Below are 19,525 nucleotides of genomic sequence, written 5' to 3' on the forward strand. Positions count from 1 at the left end.
GCTTATACCGCTTTTTTGCGACGTGTTCCCGGTTTGGCCGCGACCGCAGCGCGCGACGGGCGAGTCGCACGCGGGGCGTTCCGGACCGTGGCAGGAACAGGAGACCGATGCGCGTCTCTCGCACGCGCCTGCGCATCCCGCAGCGCGATGACTTCCGTCTGCAACCGCGTGTTCTCCGCCTGAACCGCATCGAGCCGCCCCTGCAGTACGCCCGTCTGATGACGCGCGTCGCCCAGTTGCGATTGCATGGTGTCAACTGCCCGGCGGTGGTCCGCATCCTTGCGGTCCGCGCGATGCGCGGCTTCGTCCAGCTCTTTCTGCGGCTTCGCCGCGTTACCTCGCTCGCGGTCGATCTCCAGCAGGGCGCGCTTTTCCGATGCCCGAAGCCGCTCCTCCGACCGATGCGCATCGTCCCTGAGCTTCTGCAGTTCCTGCGCGAAGTCCGCACGGGCCTGCGCGAGCGCCGCGTCGCGCCCGGCGTTCTCACGCTGCAACCGGGCAACCTCCGCCTCCAGCGCCTGGCGCTGCGCGTGAGATTCAGCCTGCGCCTTCTCGAGCTCCCGAACCTCGACCTGCGTAGCCAGCAGCGCGGCAGTCCGTGCCGTCACTCGAGGACAAGTCATCGGCCAAAGCGGAAGGTGAGATCAGACAAACTCAGGGTCCAGCACCGCTCAATGCGGCCAATCAGGCGTTCCCCCGTGGCTCGCAAGAGCTAAAGTCGGAAGTGGTGTACGGGGGAGTTGAGGCGGGAGATTGTAGGCGGTGGAGGTTTCAGCTGAGAATCTGATTGTCGAAGTCGGAAACCAGCAAACAACAAACCATCCACCATGAACAAGTTTACGGAAAAAGAAGTCGTTGGTCTATCGGGAGCCGGTCTGGGTCTGGACGAACTGGTGCGGCACGGAGCCCGGCAGGTGATCCAGCAGGCGATCGAAGCCGAGCTCGCGGCGCTGCTGGAGCGGTTCGAGAACGTCAAGACCTTGCACGGCCAGCGCGCCGTGGTGCGCAACGGCTATCTGCCTGAGCGCGAAGTGTTGACGGCGGCTGGGCCAATTGCCGTGAAGGTCCCGAAGGTTCGCGATCGATCAGGATCTGGTGTGAAGTTCAATTCGTCGATTGTGCCGCCGTATGTGAGGAAGTCGCCACGCGTGAGTGCTGCGCTGCCGTGGCTGTATCTGAAAGGCATCTCGACAGGCGACATGAGCGAGGCTCTGAGCGTCCTGCTAGGCGAAGATGCCAAGGGTCTGTCGGCCAATGTGGTGAGCCGCCTGAAGGCGCAGTGGGCCGACGAACATGCCAGCTGGAGCCAACGTGATCTGTCGAAATCGCACTACGTGTATTGGTGGGTCGACGGGATCCACACGGGGCTGCGAAGCGAGAATTCGGACGGCCAGTGCCTGCTGGTGATCATCGGCGTGAGGCCGGATGGGCGCAAGGAGCGCGTGGCGATCGGCGATGGGTACCGGGAGTCAAAGGCGTCCTGGCAGGAACTGCTGCTCGACCTGAAATCGAGAGGCCTGCAGGCTGGTCCGCTGCTGGCGATCGGCGACGGCGCGATGGGCTTCTGGGCCGCGCTGGAAGAAGTGTTTCCTGCGACGCGAGGCCAGCGCTGCTGGTTCCATAAGATGGGCAACGTGCTCAATGCGCTGCCGAAGTCGCAGCAAGGCAAAGCCAAAGCAGACCTGCAGGCGATCTGGATGGCCGCGACGCGCGCTGACGCATACGCCGCCTTCGATCGTTTCGTGACGGTCTACGCGGCGAAGTATCCGAAAGCCACCGAAACGTTGAAGAAGGACCGGGAAAGCCTGTTGGCCTTTTACGATTACCCGGCGGAACACTGGCAGCATCTGCGCACGACAAATGCGATCGAGTCGACGTTCGCGACCGTGCGCCACCGCACCACGCGTACGCGCAACTGCGTGTCGCGAGCGACCTTCCTGGGCCTGGCATTCAAGCTGATCGAGGAAGCCGAGAAAACCTGGCGCCGTATCAACGGCCCTGCACAGATCAAGCTGCTGCTGGAGGGCATTGCCTTCAAGGACGGCGAACAGGTGAAAGACGATCAACGGGTTCAGCAGAAACTCGCCGCCTGAAAGCGCCTGCCTTCAAGTTGCCCATACACCACTCTTGACGTTAGCTCGGCTCGCAATACCTGAGTGCGTTGATGACTAATGCCAAGGCTGGCGCAAGCTGACGCCGGTTTGCATAGTAAAGGTGGTATCCGGGAAAGCTCGGCCACCAATCCTCAAGTACCGGGACCAGTTTGCCCGCAGCTATGTGTGGCCGAACAAGGTCAAGCGGCACATATGCGAAGCCCATTCCATCCAAGGCCGCCTGCAGCATCAAGAAAGTATTGTTGAATACAGTTTGGCCTTGCACGCGAACGTTGACGGACTGACCATCCTTTTCGAATTCCCATACGTACAATCCTCCGTGAGTCGGGAGGCGCAGGTTTATGCAGCGATGACCCGTGAGGTCATGCGGAGCTGTCGGCAGCGGCTTTCCTGCGAGATATTCTGGGGATGCGGCAACTGCCATTCGCAAGTCGGGCGCGATGCGAACGGCCACCATATCCTTGTCCACGCGGTCCCCTATGCGGACGCCCGCATCGAAACGTTGAGCCGCGATATCTGTCAGTGCGTAGTCAACGCTGAATTCTATCTCGACATCCGGGTACTCCTTGAGGAGGGGTAAGAGCCGGGGCCACAGCGCGGTGACGATGGCATGATCATGCGCCGAAATACGTACCGCGCCGGCAGGCTTGTCGCGCATTGCGCTTAAAGCCCCGAGTCCCGCCTCGATTTCCTGCAAATGCGGTGCGATGGTAGCCAGAAGCCGCGTACCGGCGTCCGTCGGCGAAACGCTCCGCGTGGTCCGTGTGAGCAGGCGCACGCCTAATCGCGCTTCCAGCGCCAGCATGGCGTGACTCAACCCGGAACGCGACAAGCCTAGCTGCGCGGCTGCCTTGGTGAAGCTGCGTTCCCGCGCCACCACGACGAACGCCTGCAAATCGTTCAAATTCTCTTTGGCCATTGGTGATTTATTTGCACAAGTGCATATGTATTTGACGATCTTCTCACCAAAACGCCGCTGCCGTACAGTCCGAGATAAGTGCTGGCACAGCTAAGTTTCGAGACATTTCTCGATCCGGACGGCCGACTCGCGCTCATGACGGATCACTTCCTCCTGCCAGCGTGCTGGCGCTCCAATTTAAGAAAGGATCAAATTCATGCCCTCCCTACCTACGGCCGCTCGCCAGTCTTTCGGCAATGTAGCGCCCAAACTGGCTGAGTTGAGCGATGAGGTCTTGTTCGGCGATATCTGGGAACGCCCAGAGCTTTCCAAACGCGACCGTAGTCTGGTCACGTGTGCGGTGCTTATCACGCTCGGCAAGACTGAACAGATGAACTTCCATTTTCCACGCGCCATTGAGAACGGCGTGACGCATGACGAGCTCGTCGAGCTAACCACTCACCTCGCCTTTTACGTGGGCTGGCCCCAAGCCATGTCGGCGGTCTCAAAACTCAGGGAACTGTTCCCCGCCTCCACGCAGTAAAAGTATCATCATGGAACTCAAGAAACCCGGATCACAGGCCTCGGTAAAAGGCCCTCCAGACTGGTTCACCGGCACTGTCCGGATCGACCCCTTGAATGCGCCGCCACCGCCCGCACGGGTGTCCTGCGCGAGCGTGACATTCGAGCCCGGCGCGCGTTCGAACTGGCATACGCATCCACTTGGTCAAACCTTGCTCATCACCGCGGGATGCGGCTGGACGCGATGCGAAGGTGAGCCCATCGTCGAGATTCGCGCAGGCGACGTTATCTGGTGTCCACCCGGCCGTAAGCACTGGCACGGTGCAACGCCCACGACTTCGATAACGCACATCGCGATTCAGGAAGCGCTCGACGGCAAGAACGTGGAATGGATGAAACGCGTGAGCGACGAGCAGTACCTCGTCGGACCTGTTTCGAAAGACTGAGCTAAGGAGCCGCCCCGGCAGGTGCGGCCTCCAGCGACAAATCGCCATCCCAATATTGGAAGGAATCTGCATGCCGCATGTCGTCGTCAAACTCTGGCCCGGCCCGACTGAACAACAGAAGGCCAGACTCGCCGAGGCCATCGTCAAGAGCCCAGCGCTAACCATGGACGCAAGCGCCGGCGCTGTCTCGGTCACCATCGAAGAGGTGACGGCGCGGGACTGGATGGAGAAGGTCTACCGGCCTGACATTGTCCTTAAAATGGACAAGCTTTACAAGAAGCCTGGCTACGACCCGTTTTGAAAGCGGATAGCCTGCGCAACCCTCATCGACGTGGTGGCCGCTGGGCCGACCGCGAACACGACTGAAATGGATGCCATGGCCTCGCTGACGAACAGACAGCTCTGTATCCTCGCATTGTCGGCAGGAGCCTCTGTCGCAAATCTGTACTACGCGCAACCGCTGCTGGCGGTTATCGCGCAGTCGTTCGGCGCGACGTCATTGGTGGGAACACTCGCCGCCGCACCGCAGATCGGATATACATTTGGCATACTCTTCTTTCTTCCGCTGGGCGACCTCGTCGACCGTCGCAAGCTGACGGTTTGCCTCGCAGCTTTGCAGGTGGTAACGATGCTGGCTTGCGCGCTGGCACCCACATTTCCCATTCTGGTTGCAGCGTCACTGTTCATCGGCTTCGGTGCGACGATCACACAAATTGTGATTCCACTAGCGGCCGATTTAGCTGCGCCCGAACGGCGCGCGCATGCAGTGGGTGTGGTCTTCAGCGGGCTGCTGACGGGACTACTACTGGCGCGGACGGTCAGCGGGTTTATCGGCGAGTGGCTGGGATGGCGTTGGATGTTTGCACTAGCAAGTCTCATCGCACTGATCCTCGGCAGCGTCCTCGGCAGTTCCTTGCCCAAGGTGTCGCCACGAACCACACAGTCATATGGCCAACTACTCGCGTCCATGTTCGGCTTGCTGAAGAAGCACCGTGCGCTGCAGATTGCCTGCCTGATGCAGGCTTGTTTGTTCGCAGTCTTCAGTGCGTTCTGGTCGGTCTTGTCTCTGCTGCTGTCGAAACCTCCATTTGAATTCGGACCTGCCGTCGCTGGCGCATTCGGACTGATCGGGCTGGTCGGAATCGCCGCAGCAAATCGCAGCGGACGATTGATCAAACGGATCGGCGCGTATGCAACTTTGCTAATCGGGCTGGCCTCCTGCTTGGCGGCTTTCATCGTCTTCCCGCTGTTCGTTTCGGTACCGGGACTAATTGTCGGCATCATCTTGCTCGACTTCGGCCTTTCGATTGCAAACGTGTCAAACCAGTCGAAGATTCTCGGGCTAGACGAAAGCGCGAGAAGCCGGATCAATGCGGTGTATGTGACGGCAATTTTCATGGGTGGCGCATGTGGCTCGGCGGTTGCAAGCGTAGCGTGGGTACATGGAGGATGGTCGGCAGTATGCGTCTTCGGACTTGTCGCCGCGCTGTTGCCACTCGTACTTCACGTGGCATGCACGGAAAGGGGCAAATCTCTGTCGAATGTTTAGCTATCTCTGACGCAAAAGTTTCGGTGCCGGACCAGTGACCTTAAGCTCCGAATCCATCACCACCACGGATGGTCCGGTCAGATGTTGAATGCGGCCATTCGGGCCGGCCTTACTGAGTGTTTCCTGTGGCCGATGACCGGCCCAGCATTGGACTTTTACGAAGGTCCGCTGATAGAGTCCGAGCGGCCACTCGAATGACTGAGCGACGAGGAAAGTGAACGGCAACTTGTGGCCGAACCCTGTCCCATCATGGCACGGCACGGCCAGTCGCGTTCGATCGCACTAATTTGTCGCAAGTCGACCCATTACCGCCCCTCATCGTGTCCAGTATGACGGGTAGTGCCGCGCAAAGCAGATAGGGGAGCGTGTTGAGACCGAGGAGACCAAGCTGCGCCAGATTCCGCCCGTTCGCATCGTTTGCCGTGACGCAGGCGAGGTAGAGGACGGGGATGAAGGTAACGGAGCCTGCCCAGCGCATCTCTGTGCCTGCGGCAGTGACGGCCACGCAGGCCATCGCGAGCAACACTGACGCAATCACGAACAAAGCTGGCCTTCCGGCGGCTATGGTCATTGCGACAAAACCGAGGCCTACGACGAGCGAATGCAGCAGCACCCCGAGTGGGGCGAGGCGCGATCGCTCCGTCGCAATAGACGCTGAAACGGTCACGATTTCGACGCGGAACCACATCGGTTACCTGTCACGAATCCCGCGATGAAAATAGGCGCAAGCAGCGTGGCGCCGCGCGACAGCATCTTGATGTTGATCAGATTAAACATATGGGCAGCAAGCCGGAGACCACTAACGATTTTTTCTCTTATGGTCAACGTCCGGGTCGAGGCGGAGCGCCCCTCCGGACTTCTGTACATCTTATTATTATCTATACGGGCGGCGGTCCGCGCTCTATCTCAGTCGCCAAGAACAGCGCGGACATCGAGTATCGGGTGCCAGTGCCGCATATACATGCAGCGAGTTCAGTTCTTCAGCGCACGGGGCTACAGCGCGATGCCCGCTGTACGCCCCTCGCAATGACCGGCAGCACAAGCCGCTCAGTGCATCGTATCTGCTTCGACGCGCACTGCATCAGTGTTGCCCACCGGCGGCTGCACAACAGGCGATATGTTCACGTTCTTGCGGTACCGAGCAAACGCCTCATCCGCATGACAGATCTTCGTCCGCCCGTGCGGTGCCGGCTCGCCGTTCTCGTTGAGATTGACGAACACCAGCTTCTCAACAGTCAGAATGCTCTTGCGGGTGATCTTGTTGCGGACTTCGCAGCGCAGCGTGATTGATGTGGTGCCGAAGTGCGTGGCGGTCATGCCGAGCTCGATGATGTCGCCTTGACGCGCCGAGCTGACGAAATTGATCTCCGACATGAACTTCGTGACAATGCGCTCGTTGGCGAGCTGGCAGATGGCATAGATCGCGGCTTCCTCGTCGATCCAGCGCAGCAGGCTGCCACCGAACAGCGTGCCGTTCGGGTTCAGGTCTTCGGGCTTGACCCATTTGCGGGTATGAAAATTCATCGGGGATCCCATCGTTGAAAGTGGCGCGGCCTTGATGCGGAAGTGAAATAAGGGTTAACACTTAGTTTTACTATACTAAGGGTTTTCCCTTAATGTCGTCAAGAATGACAAAAAACTGGCTCGAGGCCGGCGTGCCGATAGGCGGGACACAATCACACTGCTGACTGTGATGAAAGAGGCCCTGTCTTGACGAGACGCGAACGGATCGCTCAAGCGACAATCACCGTTGGGCGTATGGCCCGTCTGCCGAATCATCGGTCGTCGTCGCCTTGAAAAATGGCGGCTCGTCGCTCGCCAACAGACGTTCGCCAACCGAGTGCGAAAGACTGCTCGTGGCCAAACCCGGAAGTCGGCGCTCGATCAGCAAGCCGGTGGTCTCGCAATTGCGGCGAATTTCCGAAAGCGACCCGCATCTGCCCTTCAACCCGGCGTGATCACTTCGGCAGCTCCCACGGGAAGCAGTCTTCGCGTAGTCATGTCAGGCGGCAGGTGCTCTTGACACGTGTTATGCGAGATCGCGAACCGCGCTTCCGCTGATCAGCCGCACGAAGCGCACGGCACCGAAATCGGTTTCGTCGAAAACGTGCTCGCGCCGCGTGAACCGGATCGGCCGCTGATCCGCATCGTGACTGCCGAGCGGCATCACGGCGCGGCCGCCCGGTTTCAGTTGCCCCGCCAGGCGAACGGCAGCCGGGGCCGCTGGCGGCGGCGATGATCGCGTCGAAGGGCGCGGCTTGCGGCAACCCCAGCGTGCCGTCCAGCGCATGCACGACGACGTTGCGGTAGCCAAGCGCGGCGAGCCGCTCGCGCGCGGAATCGGCGAGCACGGCGTGTCGTTCGACGGTATTGATGCGCTCCACCAACTCGGCCAGCACGGCCGCGGCATAACCCGAGCCGGTGCCGATCTCCAGCACATGGTCGCCGGGCTTCAGTTCCGCAACCTGCAGCATCAGCGCGACCATGAATGGCTGCGAGACTGTCTGGAACGTGTCGATCGGCAACGGCTTATCGTCGTAGGCGAACGCCCGCAAACCGGCGGTCGACGAAAGCCTCGCGCGGCACACGCCGCATCGCTCCGAGCACCCGGTAATCGCAGATGCCCCACGCGATCAGCAGCCGGACGATCATCCTGTCGCGTGCCTTCGTCAGGCCGTCCATGATCGTTGCCTTCCTGAACTGCGCTCATGCCTTAATGCGCGAGTGAGCCGCTTTTCTCGCCGTCCGCGGGACCGACTGCAAAAAACCACCGCAAACCGTTCACATCCCTTCGCCAGAAACAATCGATGCCTGCAGCGATAGGCATTCGGTACGTCATAGCTTGATATTAGCGCCTGGCTTTTGGCAGTTGTTTCGGCGAGCGTGGATTCCCTGCCCCCGTTGCAGCATGTGGCCGGTCATTTCCATAAAAGGTCGAAATGAACTGGAAACTCAATGATTTCGATGGGTAATTGCCGACAATCCAGTTCGACAGTGCCGAAGCAATTGTGGTCGCAATCCGCGCAAGCAATGGTATCGGCGCGCTGCCCGTTCATGCAGCGCTGGCCGGGCTGGGCGACGGTTCACTGGTGCGTGTGTTGCCGGACCACACGGTCGGGCTTGCGCCACTCGCGCGCCATCCGACGAGCGACGGTCAGAAAGTGGCGCACCACTGGCGACCGATCGTGGCGCCGCCACGCGAGACTGATCGGCGCTTTGGGCGCGTCGCCTGAGATCGGCAGATAGACCACTTCGTCAGTCTGGATCTGGCTGGTCGAACGCGGCACGATCGAAATGCCAAAGCCGGCGCCCACCATCGGTACGATTGAGGTGATCTGTGGCGCCTCCTGCCCAAGCCTCGGAATGAAACCAGCCCGCTCACAGGCGCCCGTGACCGCGTCGTAAAGCCCTGCGCCAATCGAGCGCGGAAACAGGATGAACGTCTCAGCTGCAAGTGCGGAGAGCGATACCGGCGCGCCGGACCGCGCGAGCGGGTGGGTATATGGCAGTGCCACCACCATATCTTCCTTGACCAGCAACTCGACTTCCAGTGCATCGGCGCTCAGGATCGGTGGCCGGATAAACGCCACGTCGACGCGACCTTCGAGCAACCCCTCTACCAGCGATGGTGTATTGCTTTGCTCCGGCGATACCGTCACGTCCGGATGCTGGCCCCGGTACTCGCGAATGATGCCGGGCACCAGCGACAGAAAGTAAGTGGCCCCCGCGAACCCGACGCGCAGATGTCCCAATTCTCCACGAGCGAGGCGTTTCACGTCCGCGCACGTTCGATCGACCTGGGCAAGAATCTGACGCGCATTGTCAAACAACAACTCGCCCGCCTCGGTCAGCTCGACACCGCGCGACAGCCGGCGAAACAGCTGCGCGCCGATCTCGCGTTCGAGCCGCTGGATCTGCAGGCTCAGTGGCGGTTGCCCGATACCGAGTCGCTCCGCAGCCCGCGTGAAGTGCCGTTCCTCAGCCACTACTACAAAATAGCGTAGATGTCGAAGCTCCATGCAAGCCGCCGTGTTATTCACTAAACGATATCAATATCGCCACCTCCAATATATTGGAGATCAGTGCGCAGCGCCAGATACTGATTTTCGTCATTGCACGGTACAAGGAGATCCGAATGACGATCCGGGAGGACAAGCATGCGCCTGACTCCGGCATTCGACAGCCCGAGGCGTCGCGTGACAGGGCAACGGCTGCCCTCGCATTCGCCACCCACCGCCCGATCCTGCCAACGTGCTTCGGCCCGGAGCATTCAGCACGACATCCGGGCCGAAGCACACTTCGATTCGAGATTTGATGATCTGCCGCTCAGACCAGATGCCCTGTCTTCAACGGCGCCATCAGCGTCGGGTTGTCCGAATAGTCGACGGGAATCGCGACCACCGCGGGCCCCTCAACAGCCATTGCCGCGCGCAACGTCGGGCGCAGCTGGTCGGCCGACTCGACCGCAAACCCCGCCGCTCCGAACGATTGCGCATACGCCTTGAAATCGATCGGTCCAAACTCGACGCCCGAACGCCGCTTGTACTTCTGGACCTCCTGGATCTCGACCATGTTGTACATGTTGTCGACCCAGATTACATGGACGATGTTGGCCTTGAGACGCACAGCCGTCTCCAGCTCCATGCTGGACTGCATGAAGCTTCCGTCGCCGGACACCGAGATGACCTTCTCGCCCGGACGCACGAGCGACGCCGCGATTGCCCATGGCAGCGCCACGCCCATCGTCTGCTGCCCATTGGTAATCAGCAGTTGCCGCGCATGGAAGCTGTACAGATAACGCGCGATCCAGATATGGAAGCTGCCCATATCCACGCACATCGTCGTATCGGGGCCAACGACGTCCTGCAATTCGCGGACGATGCGCAACGGGTGGATCGGCGAACCCTCCAGCGCAGCAGACCGCCTGGCCAGTTCCGGGCGGGCCGTCGCGAGGGTCACGAGAATGGCGTTCGTTTCCGGCGAGCGGTTCAACGCGCCCACTTCAGACGCAAACAGTTCGAGTGTCGTCGCGATGTTACCGACAAGCTCCACCTCCGGCCTGTAGTAGCGATCGACATCGGCCTGCACCACGTCGACGTGAATCAGCGTATGCCGTACGTCCTTGTTCCACTTCGGCGGCTCGTATTCGACCGGGTTGTAGCCAACCGTCACGACCACATCGGCCTGATCGAGCAAGCGGTCGCCAGGCTGGTTGTTCCACAGTCCGACGCGTCCGGCGAACTTCCCGAACTGCGCCGAACCCACGGCCCCCGCCGCCTGAAACGTGCTGACGACGGCCACGCCCGTTTTCTCGATGAAGTTTCGAACCGCCTCTGCATTCGCCGGCGCGCTCGCAAGCATGCCGAGCAGCAGAACCGGGCTACGCGCCTCCTTGAGCAACTCCGCAGCCGCACGGATGCTGTCGGCGGCCGCTGGCCCGAATTCAGGCGATGGGAGATTGGTCAACACCTCGCCCGTTGCCGGGGCGTTGACGATGTCCATCGGCAGGCTGACGAATGCTGCGCCCGGACGAGGACACTCGGCAGCCCGAAAAGCATTGGAGAGTACTTCCGAAATGGTCGATGACGTGACGACTTCCGCACTGAACTTGGTAATCGGCTTGAAGAGGCTGACGCTATCCATTGTCTGGTGGACTTGTTTGAGCCGGTCGTCGAGCGGGACTGCGCCGCCGATCGCGACCATTGCGTCGCCTTCGGAATTTGCGGTGACAAGACCTGTGGTGAGATTCGACACACCTGGTCCCGAGGTGACGAGCGCAACGCCCGCCTTGCCTGTCAGGCGGCCCACGGCAGCCGCCATGAAGGCCGCGTTCGCCTCGTGCCGAACCACGACAGTCTCGATCGACGAGTCCACCAATGAATCGAACACACGATCCACCTTGGCGCCGGGAATCCCAAACACATGCCGTACGCCTTGCGCTTCAAGGTTGCGGACCACCAGATCCGCGCCGCATTTCCACGCCGTTTCGGCGTCGCTTTCTCTCTTCAACATATTCAACTCCGCTAACTTCCGATCATTCATCAGGCAACGCCTGTGTCAACCAGCCTGTTCGTCAACCGGCCCGCTAGCCTTCAGCGGCCTCGATTGCCTGGCTCATTTCCTCCGAGTGCAGCGTGGCCTGCTGAAAGCTATCGGTGCGAGGAAGGTCGATGCGCAGCTTCGAAATTTTCGCGACCTCGAGCTTCCCTTCCAGCAGCCGATAGTCGAGGACATGCCCACCGCCGCGGCGATCATCGGTGATGTAGTGGACATGGAAACCTGCCACGTTGATGCCCTGCACGTATGGCGGGCAACGAAATCCGACCAGCGTTCCCGCGGTCTCCTCGAATCTGAAGACCGGCTGCCGCTCGATCGCCTGAAGCATCGGACGATACGGTTTGGTCTGGCGCGGCACGGTGCGCGTCTCGACGTGCTCGAAACGGCTCTGGTGCAAATAGCGCGGGGGCGAATCGGTTAAGGTGTCAGGCTGAACGAATTGAGAACCGACGATGAGCAAGCTGAAGAGCCTTGACGAACTGTTCGCAGGCCGTCACTTTGACCGCGATGTGATCATTCTGTGTGTTCGCTGGTACCTGCGCTACAAGCTTAGCCTGCGCGATCTGGTCGAGATGATGGCGGAACGGGGTCTGTCGCTGGCGCACACGACGATCCTGCGCTGGGTGCGGCGCTTTGCGCCGGAGTTCGTGAAACGGTGGAACCGCTTTGGCAGGCCCACCGGGCAGTCGTGGCGTGTCGACGAGACTTACCTCAAGCTGCGCGGCAAGTGGGTCTATCTTTATCGAGCGGTGGATCGGGTGGGCCAGACAGTAGACTTCATGCTCAGCGCCAGGCGCGACGTGAAGGCGGCAAAAGCCTTTTTCAGGAAGGCAATCGAACATCAAGGCCAGCCACCGAAGACCATCACGCTTGATGGTTATGCAGCCTCGCACCGCGCCGTGCGCGAGATGAAGGCCGATGGCTTGCTGCCTGAGGACACGAAGGTCCGCTGCTCGAAATATCTCAATAATCTGGTCGAGCAGGACCACCGCAACATCAAGTCCCGGACGAAAGTCATGCTCGGCTTCAAACGTTTCAGGAACGCAGCGATTACTCTCTCAGGTATTGAATTGGTCCATCGTATTCGCAAGGGCCAATTCAGCCTCGCGAAGCTCGGCCTCAAAGATACCGCTGCGCCCGCAGTTTGGGAGGCCGTCCTGTCTGCTTGATGAGGTATCCTTTCTATAACAAAAATCTCGTCCAGACCGCCTATTTGCACCAGAGCCCCATACCTCACACCCAGCAGCGCGGCTGCTTCTTTCAGCATCAGTGCCTTCTCCATTGTTGATTCCACGATGCCCCCGCCGAGTGTGCAATTCGGGACGAGTAACTGATGGCCGGACTATCGGCCGCCGTGCTCAGCACGGCATAAGGGTTCGCATGGTGAGCAGCCTCGAAGCGCGGTGGATTCGGCTGATCGCACAATGCAGCATCGAGCCCGGGAGTGCGTCGCCTAGAATATGAGTATGGTGTCGTGACCTGGTAAGGAGGCTGCCATGGCTGTGGCAATGATTGGACTGTGGGTTGGGGCTGTCGCGATGATCGTGGCTGCAATATTGGTGGCGGAACACTATAGGCACGAACATCACAGAAATCAGCAACTCCGCTGGCTGGACACACATCCCATTCGGGACTGGCTGCACCACAAGTGAAGCGGCTATTCCAGAAATGAGGCGCAGGCCCGAGCGCCGCTTTCGGTGAGCGCATCGCCTGCCATGTAACCATGGTCGCGACCTAGGAGGGAGGCTGCCATGACTCAGTCAATGATTAGCTTTGTAGTGGGGTTGGCGGTCCTGCTGGCCATCGCGTTCGTGTTTGCGCGGCGTTACATGCGCGCGCATCCGGAAGAGACTATGACTCAGTGGCTCGATGTACATCACATGGGTTGGATACACCACAAGCACTGACTCCGTATTTTGCTGGGTGGTTTGGCGGGTAGAGTTGAGGAAAGTGCCTGTCAGCCCTATGAATAAAGGATCCGTGGGGGACCGTCTCTCTCCCTGCCGCGTCGCGATGGAGGCGTGCGGTTCGTCCCATCACTGGGGACGCTGGTTTGCCGCGCGTGGTCACTCGGCCTGGCTAATTCCGGCCGAATTCGTCAAGCCGTTCAGGCTGAGTGGCAAGAACGATGCAGCGGATGCCGAAGCGATCGCCGTTGCGGCCCGACAGCCGACCATGCGCCTTGTGGCGATCAAGTCCGTCGAGCAGCAGGCGATCCTGGCGTGGCACCGCGTACCTGCGGCTGGCGCGAGGAACGCACGGCACTGCTTAACCGCACGCGCGGGCTGCTGGCCGAATTCGGGGTGGTGGTCGCGCGCTCTGCAGACCGGTTTCTCGGCGCCTCGCCCACACTGATCGAAGACGCCAGACTGCCTGCTCCGGTGCGCGCCATGCTGCTGGAGGTGCGTGAACAACTGGCGGCGCTGAACTTGCGGCTTGCCCGCTCTGACCAGCAGATCGCCACTCACGCCAGAAGCAGTGACATCGCAAGACGCGCCGGCGAACTGCTCGGCGTCGGTCCGGTGACCTCCAGCGCGCTCGCTGCGACCGTTCCCGACGCGAAGATCTTCGGCAATGGCTGGCAGTTCGGTGCCTAGCTCGGCCTGACTCCGCGCCAGCACAGTTCGGGGGGCCGGACACGCCTCGGACATATCAGGGGTCGCTTCAGAAAATCTATGGTCACCCCCATTTTTGCAACCCTGATTTTCGATGTCGTTGTTGGCTTGCATTAATCTATTCGGCGTCGTTGTAGGGATCGCTCCCTGCGCTACGATGAGATCCGCGCCTGACATTCCTAAAAACGGCGCTGTCAAGTTAAAAGGTCGACGCCAAGATGGCGGATAGGATTCGCCCTTGCTCAAAACGCGGACGGATCTTGGGTGAGTCCAGTATAGCGATGCCATGCCTCAAAGCGCGCGGCGAGCTGCTTTTGATAGAGCGAAGCACGAAGCAGATGTCGTTTGATCGCGAAGTGTTGCCGGATCAGGCCGAAGCTCGACAGGAAAGTTTGAGTGCGATCGGGATCGCGGAAGCCTCGCATGCGCCGCTCGCGTTCACGCGTGGGCTGATGACTATTTTCGGCCCGGTTGTTTATCCGGGCACTGGCCTCGACGAAGACGTGTTTGACGGTGGCGAGCTCGGGTATTTCGGCCTTCGCTGGGGGGCGACAATGGTTTCGTCCGGTCGTGATGTTTGTCGGTAAACACGACCGGACTTCCTGCTTGACGCTGTCCAGGCCAGGCCACTATCGACGTAATCCTTGGCCCGGCTTGGTAGACGCAAACTCCGGGAGCGTGGTACGTCGCAGTGAGCGCCCTGCACGCTCCGCGTGTGCTGTCTTTCATCGCGCGCCACGACGGGCCAGAGCGGCCAGAGATCCAGTCAGAACACGACGCGTCATCTGAACAGATCACCCTGTGCATACACAGCTTTGCCCTTTCCGTGATGGGGCGTTTGCATGACACGAGAAAATCGTTGCGTATTCGCGCATGAAGTGTCTAATGAAGCATGCGTGCAGACTTAGTCAGCTGTCGGTCGTGCAACAAACACCCCCAGCATGGCGTTGCACAGCGAGCGTCTGTCGGCGCTCCGCTCCACGGAGCAGGTCATGCAATATCCGCTGTATGTCCACCGGAATGGCGATACTGGCTTTCGCGCCAGCTTCCCCGATTTCCCCACTGCCGATGCTTGTGGCGATTCGTTTGACGAACTGACGCACAATGCCCAGGCGGCTGTGGAAGTGATGTACGACCGCAGCGAGCAGCTCATACCGGCCCCTACCTGCAATACATCGGAATTGCATGCGCTCGACATGGACGACGGCAGCGGAATCTGGGTATTTGTCGACATCAATCTGACGCGGGTTACCTCGAAAGCCGTGAGTGTTCAACTCAGCCTCCTTGAGAGCCTTCTGCAGCAAGTCGATACAGGGGCAAAAGAGCGCCACATGACGCGCTCTGCATTCATCACACTGGCAGTTATTCATGAACTGGAGAAGCAACAAGGCTAGCAATCGTCTTGCCGTTCAGTTTATGGACAGGACGCGTAGGCGCTGGGCGTTCGTCGCGCCGCGACGAACGTTACAGATTGAATCCGAACGTGAGATGTGCCGCTTCGTCTCAACTTTAGAGGTGGCGGGAATAGAGGTGGCGAAACTGTCTGCCTCAGCGAGGGAGTACAGCATGATTGGTGACCAGATGAATGTGAAAAAAGCAGCAGAAAACAGGGAACAGAGAGAGGCGGCGGAGAGTGCGACAGATGATGGCATGCCCGTCGCGCCAGAAGGCAAGGTGGAAGACGTTGGTGACGTTCTGGACATAACACCAAAACGGTGGGTGAAAAGCGCAAGGAAGTGGCCAGGAACGGCAGGTTCCCCTATGCAATTGGGAAGGTCGGTGCTCGTTAAGCGGAGCGCTGCCGCGCATTGACATGGTGGCATTGGAGAGACCGGCGAAGCGCCGGTCTTCTATTGTCGGGACGCGGAATACTTTGGATTGGCAAACTGTGATCAGGCGTCGCGCCTGGACTACCGCATGCAGCCCGGGAAAGAGGCTCATCCGAATTGAGGAGCAGCGAGTATGGCTGCTGCTATTTCTCCGGTTACCTAAAATGTAGGCATGGTTCTGACCTCAAAGGAGGCTGCCATGACCCAGTCGATGCGCGGTGCTGCTATGCGTCGCGATAGTTACAGCGGCACGCTACAAGCGTGAGCACAAGGACCAGCCGGTTCCCCGTTGGCTGGACATGCATCCGATCCGCGACTGGATGCGCCATAAGCACCGAATCGCACATGGTTCCTGGGAGCGCTGGGGTACGCGAGCGCCATTTCTCGACCGCGTCATCGCCTGCTGTAAAACGGGAACAGATAGAAAAGGATGATATGACGTACGCAATGTGGGGCATCGCGGTCGCGCTGGTGCTGATGTTCGGCGTGTCGCTGCGTCGGTATAGGCGCAGTCTTCTGCGAAAGCGGGAAATCCGCTGGCTCGATGAACACCATGTATTGGACAGGCTGCGCAAGCAATTGGGATCGTAGCCCCGGAAATGAAACGCGCGGGACGGACCGTCTAGCCGCAAAGACTGTCACATGAAGGAGTTCGAGAAATGACCCAGAATTACGCAGGCAGGTCGCACGATGAAGCCGTGGCAGCACGGCACAAGCAGAAACAGAAGGCACAGGAACAGGCTGGCGGCGAGATGGCAATAGAGGGGACACAGGCTGACGCGGAACATAGTTGTGGCGACCTCTCCGAACGGGGCAAGCAGGTTTGGCGAAGTGGAAGCGGAATCAACGGCGTGGGGAGAGAATGATGTGGCATTGTCAATCTGCGGCGGTGCGGACGGCGTAATGCATTCGCACCGGGCGGCGAAACCACACCGAGTCGCACAATCGTGCAAAGCGCCGGGCGTGCATATCGGTTCAGTGCGCAAGTCCTGAAGAAAGAATTCAACCGCGGTGGCCCAGTGCAACGCCCGCTGCTTCACCGCACACTGACGCTAATTACGCAGATAACGCAGACATGTGCTCTACCGGCCAGGTCTCGAACAGCATGTCTGCGAATGCTATGCCGTGGTGAAGCATGAATTTGACCGCTTGTTGCCGGATTTGAAGGCCCTTTGACCGCGGCGCCAATGCGAGATGGGGCAATCGTACTTTGCGTGCAATTTCTGGTGGTTTGGTCGGAAAAGTCCTTACCGGTCAGGAACTTGCAAATCCTCCAATAGCGTAGGAGGCATGGGACCGCAGAGTCTTGCTGCAAGCGGCTCTGCGGGCGATGACCGCCACACTTCACGCGGAAAGTACGATGACCCCGATCTGAGAGGTCGCTTTTTTTATCAGTAGTTCGAAATCGACGCGCCGCGAGTATTCAACACAATAGGTGGCGTGCCGCCGATCGCGGCCTTGCGAGGTTAAGGCTGCGCATGCCGTTGCATGAGGCAGCACCCGGCCACGACCGGTCGGTCGCAGGTCACAGCTAAAAACGGTCAGTCAATGGCACTTTCGCCCCGAGGCCCTCACCCTGACGCCGGCGCTGACGTCACGAACCTAGACAAGATTATTTTGGGGCATCGACTCTCTATACTGTCTTTACTGCGACGTCGACCTGAGGAAGCCCACACTGACGTGACTTCCCCTTGCTTTTGACCGCGTCAGCAGTCCTCTACAGAATCTTGTGATTCCGTTGTCTATGGGAGACAAGCATGAGCGAGCGATTGAGTGATGAAGGCATGGATTTGCTGTTCCGCAAGGCACGCACCCACAACAATTGGCGACCCATCCCGGTCAGCGACGACGTGTTGCGCGAACTCTACGACCTCATGAAATGGGGGGCGACCAGCGCCAACTGTTCTCCGGCGCGTATCCTGTTCCTGCGCACCCCCGAAGCGAAGCAACGGCTGCTGCCAGCCTTGGCGCCGGGTAATATCGAGAAGACGATGAGTGCACCGGTGACCGCCATCATCGCGTATGACGGCAAGTTTTACGACAAGTTACCCAAATTGTTTCCTCATGCGGATGCGCGAGCCTGGTTCGCCGACACGCCGGAACTAGCCGAAGTTACGGCACGGCGCAACAGTTCGCTGCAGGGAGCGTATTTCATGCTCGCCGCGCGCGCTCTCGGATTGGACTGCGGGCCGATGTCCGGTTTCGACCATGCCAAGATCGACCATGAGTTCTTCCCTGCGGACGCAACGCAAGGGGCATTCCAGCAGGAGTATTTCCCCGACAGTCACATCAAGACCAACTTCCTTTGTAATCTCGGCTACGGCGAGCCAGAGAAGTTGTTTCCCCGCAGCCCACGCCTGGATTTCGATGAGGCATGCAAATTGCTGTGAACGCCGTCTGAAATCAACTTGGTAGGGTCCGGTCGCCGGTGATGTTGCACTTTCTGCGCGACCGGTCATACGCGCGCATCGACGATGCACGCGCTATTGCCTTAGGAAAACCATGAGGTCGGCGTCATGCGAATCTCCCCGCGCACGTAACGGTTGCGCGGGCGCACGGCTACCGGTCCGGGCGCTTTAACAAAGCCGCAATAGAGCATTGCTGGCGTCTGCGAGGGCGAACATCCGCTAAGGCAAAATACCCCGTTTCGGAAACATATCAGCCGCGCGGCGACAGCCGAGAGTGTCTACTTTCAGCGGGCGCGAACGGCAGCAACGGGTCGCGTGCTGCCGATCGTTGCCTTGCGAGGTTCAGGCTGCGTATGCCGATTGCATGAGGCAGTGACCGGCCACTTGCGGGCGTTCGGCACATCCGTCTGGATCACCAACAATCGGGGCGCACTTCACCAAATTGGTAATTGCGGTCCTAAACGCTCCGGTAAGCAGACTTTTGAAGGTCGCGTGGTGGCGCATGCGTGCCACCTGGCCCAATAGCTGTGCAAGCGGTCCAATGTTGTCTCATGTTAGTCTCCGATGATGGAAGGGAGGCTTTCATGCACCGAATGATCGCGTATCGCGGCTTCGAGATTCACGTCGAATTGACTCCGGCTGCTGAGGACACGTTTGACGTGACTTTTCAGATACACGGCGCCACAAACCTCGAAGTGCTTGGCGCGCGGGGAGGCCGCATACCGCTGCGCAACGGCCCTTTTACTGAACGATGGGCCTACCTGGTAGCCGAAATCGCCGGTCAAGCCGCAATCGACGTGTTACTCGGCCCAGTCGACTGATTCCATCTTTGTTTCCCCGGCTCGATACACTCAGTGATCGTACAGGGTACGGCCACTAGCAACGTTCGACGGTACGGTCTAAATAGTTGACGATTGCCCGCGGACGGCATTGGACTCTGGTGAGAACCCAATTTTCCGACCGGGAAGACGGCGTTCATTCCAACATACCGCGGTGCCGCTCAGGTAAGACAGCAGGCGATTGTTTTGGAATGCGAGCGTGAAGCTCGGCATCGTGGAATCATCTTGTGGCTGTCTCCGGCAACGCG

General features: G+C 59.7%; 21 protein-coding genes and 2 pseudogenes. 14 read left to right on the plus strand and 9 right to left on the minus strand.

Annotation, left to right across the window (positions count from 1 at the left end):
* Positions 1-2: 2 nt before the first annotated feature.
* Positions 3-608, minus strand: a complete 606-nt coding sequence (locus OKW43_RS40100) for a hypothetical protein (RefSeq protein ID WP_429454293.1) — start codon at positions 606-608, stop codon at positions 3-5.
* A gap of 219 nt (positions 609-827) precedes the next feature.
* Here OKW43_RS40100 and OKW43_RS40105 point away from each other — a divergent pair, with 219 nt between their 5' ends.
* Positions 828-2,093: an IS256 family transposase gene (locus tag OKW43_RS40105; protein WP_429444807.1), complete on the plus strand. Its 1,266-nt coding sequence runs from the start codon at positions 828-830 to the stop codon at positions 2,091-2,093.
* Between the two features lie 40 nt (positions 2,094-2,133).
* Here the strand turns inward: OKW43_RS40105 and OKW43_RS40110 are convergent, their stop codons facing one another.
* A complete protein-coding gene (locus tag OKW43_RS40110; protein WP_429454295.1) occupies positions 2,134-3,033 on the minus strand; it encodes a LysR family transcriptional regulator in 900 nt (299 codons plus the stop codon).
* A gap of 196 nt (positions 3,034-3,229) precedes the next feature.
* Here OKW43_RS40110 and OKW43_RS40115 point away from each other — a divergent pair, with 196 nt between their 5' ends.
* The 4 genes from OKW43_RS40115 to OKW43_RS40130 all read left to right on the plus strand — a co-directional run bounded on the left by OKW43_RS40115 (position 3,230) and on the right by OKW43_RS40130 (position 5,529).
* Positions 3,230-3,556: a carboxymuconolactone decarboxylase family protein gene (locus OKW43_RS40115; protein WP_429454297.1), complete on the plus strand. Its 327-nt coding sequence runs from the start codon at positions 3,230-3,232 to the stop codon at positions 3,554-3,556.
* 10 nt (positions 3,557-3,566) lie between these two features.
* Positions 3,567-3,980, plus strand: coding sequence for a (R)-mandelonitrile lyase (locus OKW43_RS40120; protein ID WP_429454299.1), 414 nt, complete (start codon positions 3,567-3,569; stop codon positions 3,978-3,980).
* A gap of 70 nt (positions 3,981-4,050) precedes the next feature.
* A complete protein-coding gene (locus tag OKW43_RS40125) occupies positions 4,051-4,281 on the plus strand; it encodes a tautomerase family protein (protein ID WP_429454301.1) in 231 nt (76 codons plus the stop codon).
* A gap of 75 nt (positions 4,282-4,356) precedes the next feature.
* The gene (locus OKW43_RS40130) at positions 4,357-5,529 is read left to right on the plus strand and encodes an MFS transporter (protein WP_429454303.1); all 1,173 of its coding nucleotides are present in this window, start codon (positions 4,357-4,359) and stop codon (positions 5,527-5,529) included.
* A 1,047-nt stretch (positions 5,530-6,576) separates the two neighbouring features.
* Here the strand turns inward: OKW43_RS40130 and OKW43_RS40135 are convergent.
* From OKW43_RS40135 to OKW43_RS40160, 6 genes are all read right to left on the minus strand, one after another.
* A complete protein-coding gene (locus OKW43_RS40135) occupies positions 6,577-7,053 on the minus strand; it encodes an acyl-CoA thioesterase (protein WP_429454305.1) in 477 nt (158 codons plus the stop codon).
* A 473-nt stretch (positions 7,054-7,526) separates the two neighbouring features.
* The gene (locus OKW43_RS40140; protein WP_429454307.1) at positions 7,527-8,054 is read right to left on the minus strand and encodes a protein-L-isoaspartate O-methyltransferase family protein; all 528 of its coding nucleotides are present in this window, start codon (positions 8,052-8,054) and stop codon (positions 7,527-7,529) included.
* A 4-nt stretch (positions 8,055-8,058) separates the two neighbouring features.
* Positions 8,059-8,211, minus strand: coding sequence for a hypothetical protein (locus tag OKW43_RS40145; RefSeq protein ID WP_429454309.1), 153 nt, complete (start codon positions 8,209-8,211; stop codon positions 8,059-8,061).
* Between the two features lie 401 nt (positions 8,212-8,612).
* Positions 8,613-9,548 (minus strand): LysR substrate-binding domain-containing protein, encoded by a 936-nt coding sequence (locus tag OKW43_RS40150; protein WP_429454311.1) that lies wholly within the window; start codon positions 9,546-9,548, stop codon positions 8,613-8,615.
* Positions 9,549-9,855: 307 nt separating this feature from the next.
* The gene (gene alsS, locus OKW43_RS40155) at positions 9,856-11,541 is read right to left on the minus strand and encodes an acetolactate synthase AlsS (RefSeq protein ID WP_429454313.1); all 1,686 of its coding nucleotides are present in this window, start codon (positions 11,539-11,541) and stop codon (positions 9,856-9,858) included.
* A gap of 73 nt (positions 11,542-11,614) precedes the next feature.
* Positions 11,615-12,046, minus strand: coding sequence for an acetolactate decarboxylase (locus OKW43_RS40160; RefSeq protein WP_429454315.1), 432 nt, complete (start codon positions 12,044-12,046; stop codon positions 11,615-11,617).
* Between the two features lies 1 nt (position 12,047).
* On the opposite strand from OKW43_RS40160, the gene OKW43_RS40165 reads away from it, so the two are divergent.
* Complete coding sequence (locus tag OKW43_RS40165; RefSeq protein ID WP_429454763.1) at positions 12,048-12,755, plus strand: IS6 family transposase; 708 nt, start codon at positions 12,048-12,050, stop codon at positions 12,753-12,755.
* A gap of 1,053 nt (positions 12,756-13,808) precedes the next feature.
* Positions 13,809-14,183: a hypothetical protein gene (locus OKW43_RS40170; RefSeq protein ID WP_429454318.1), complete on the plus strand. Its 375-nt coding sequence runs from the start codon at positions 13,809-13,811 to the stop codon at positions 14,181-14,183.
* Positions 14,184-14,443: 260 nt separating this feature from the next.
* On the opposite strand, the pseudogene OKW43_RS40175 reads toward OKW43_RS40170, so the two are convergent.
* Positions 14,444-14,749 (minus strand): annotated as a pseudogene (locus OKW43_RS40175) (IS6 family transposase); the annotation flags it as partial.
* A gap of 444 nt (positions 14,750-15,193) precedes the next feature.
* Between OKW43_RS40175 and OKW43_RS40180 the strand changes: the two are divergent.
* From OKW43_RS40180 to OKW43_RS40210, 7 genes and pseudogenes are all read left to right on the plus strand, one after another.
* Positions 15,194-15,595 (plus strand): type II toxin-antitoxin system HicB family antitoxin, encoded by a 402-nt coding sequence (locus tag OKW43_RS40180; RefSeq protein ID WP_429454320.1) that lies wholly within the window; start codon positions 15,194-15,196, stop codon positions 15,593-15,595.
* The gene (locus OKW43_RS40185) at positions 15,570-16,013 is read left to right on the plus strand and encodes a hypothetical protein (RefSeq protein ID WP_429454322.1); all 444 of its coding nucleotides are present in this window, start codon (positions 15,570-15,572) and stop codon (positions 16,011-16,013) included. The genes OKW43_RS40180 and OKW43_RS40185 overlap by 26 nt, the downstream gene beginning before the upstream one ends.
* A gap of 452 nt (positions 16,014-16,465) precedes the next feature.
* Complete coding sequence (locus OKW43_RS40190; protein ID WP_429454324.1) at positions 16,466-16,621, plus strand: hypothetical protein; 156 nt, start codon at positions 16,466-16,468, stop codon at positions 16,619-16,621.
* A 68-nt stretch (positions 16,622-16,689) separates the two neighbouring features.
* Entirely contained in the window at positions 16,690-16,896 is a 207-nt protein-coding gene (locus OKW43_RS40195) for a hypothetical protein (RefSeq protein WP_429454326.1), read from the plus strand.
* A gap of 51 nt (positions 16,897-16,947) precedes the next feature.
* A pseudogene (locus tag OKW43_RS40200) lies at positions 16,948-17,206 on the plus strand (hypothetical protein); the annotation flags it as partial.
* Positions 17,207-17,787: 581 nt separating this feature from the next.
* Positions 17,788-18,420, plus strand: coding sequence for a malonic semialdehyde reductase (locus OKW43_RS40205; RefSeq protein ID WP_429454328.1), 633 nt, complete (start codon positions 17,788-17,790; stop codon positions 18,418-18,420).
* Between the two features lie 602 nt (positions 18,421-19,022).
* Entirely contained in the window at positions 19,023-19,259 is a 237-nt protein-coding gene (locus tag OKW43_RS40210) for a hypothetical protein (protein WP_429454330.1), read from the plus strand.
* The last annotated feature ends 266 nt before the right edge of the window (positions 19,260-19,525 follow it).

The sequence above is a fragment of the Paraburkholderia sp. WC7.3g genome (assembly GCF_050436345.1).
Taxonomy (GTDB): Bacteria; Pseudomonadota; Gammaproteobacteria; order Burkholderiales; family Burkholderiaceae; genus Paraburkholderia; species Paraburkholderia podalyriae.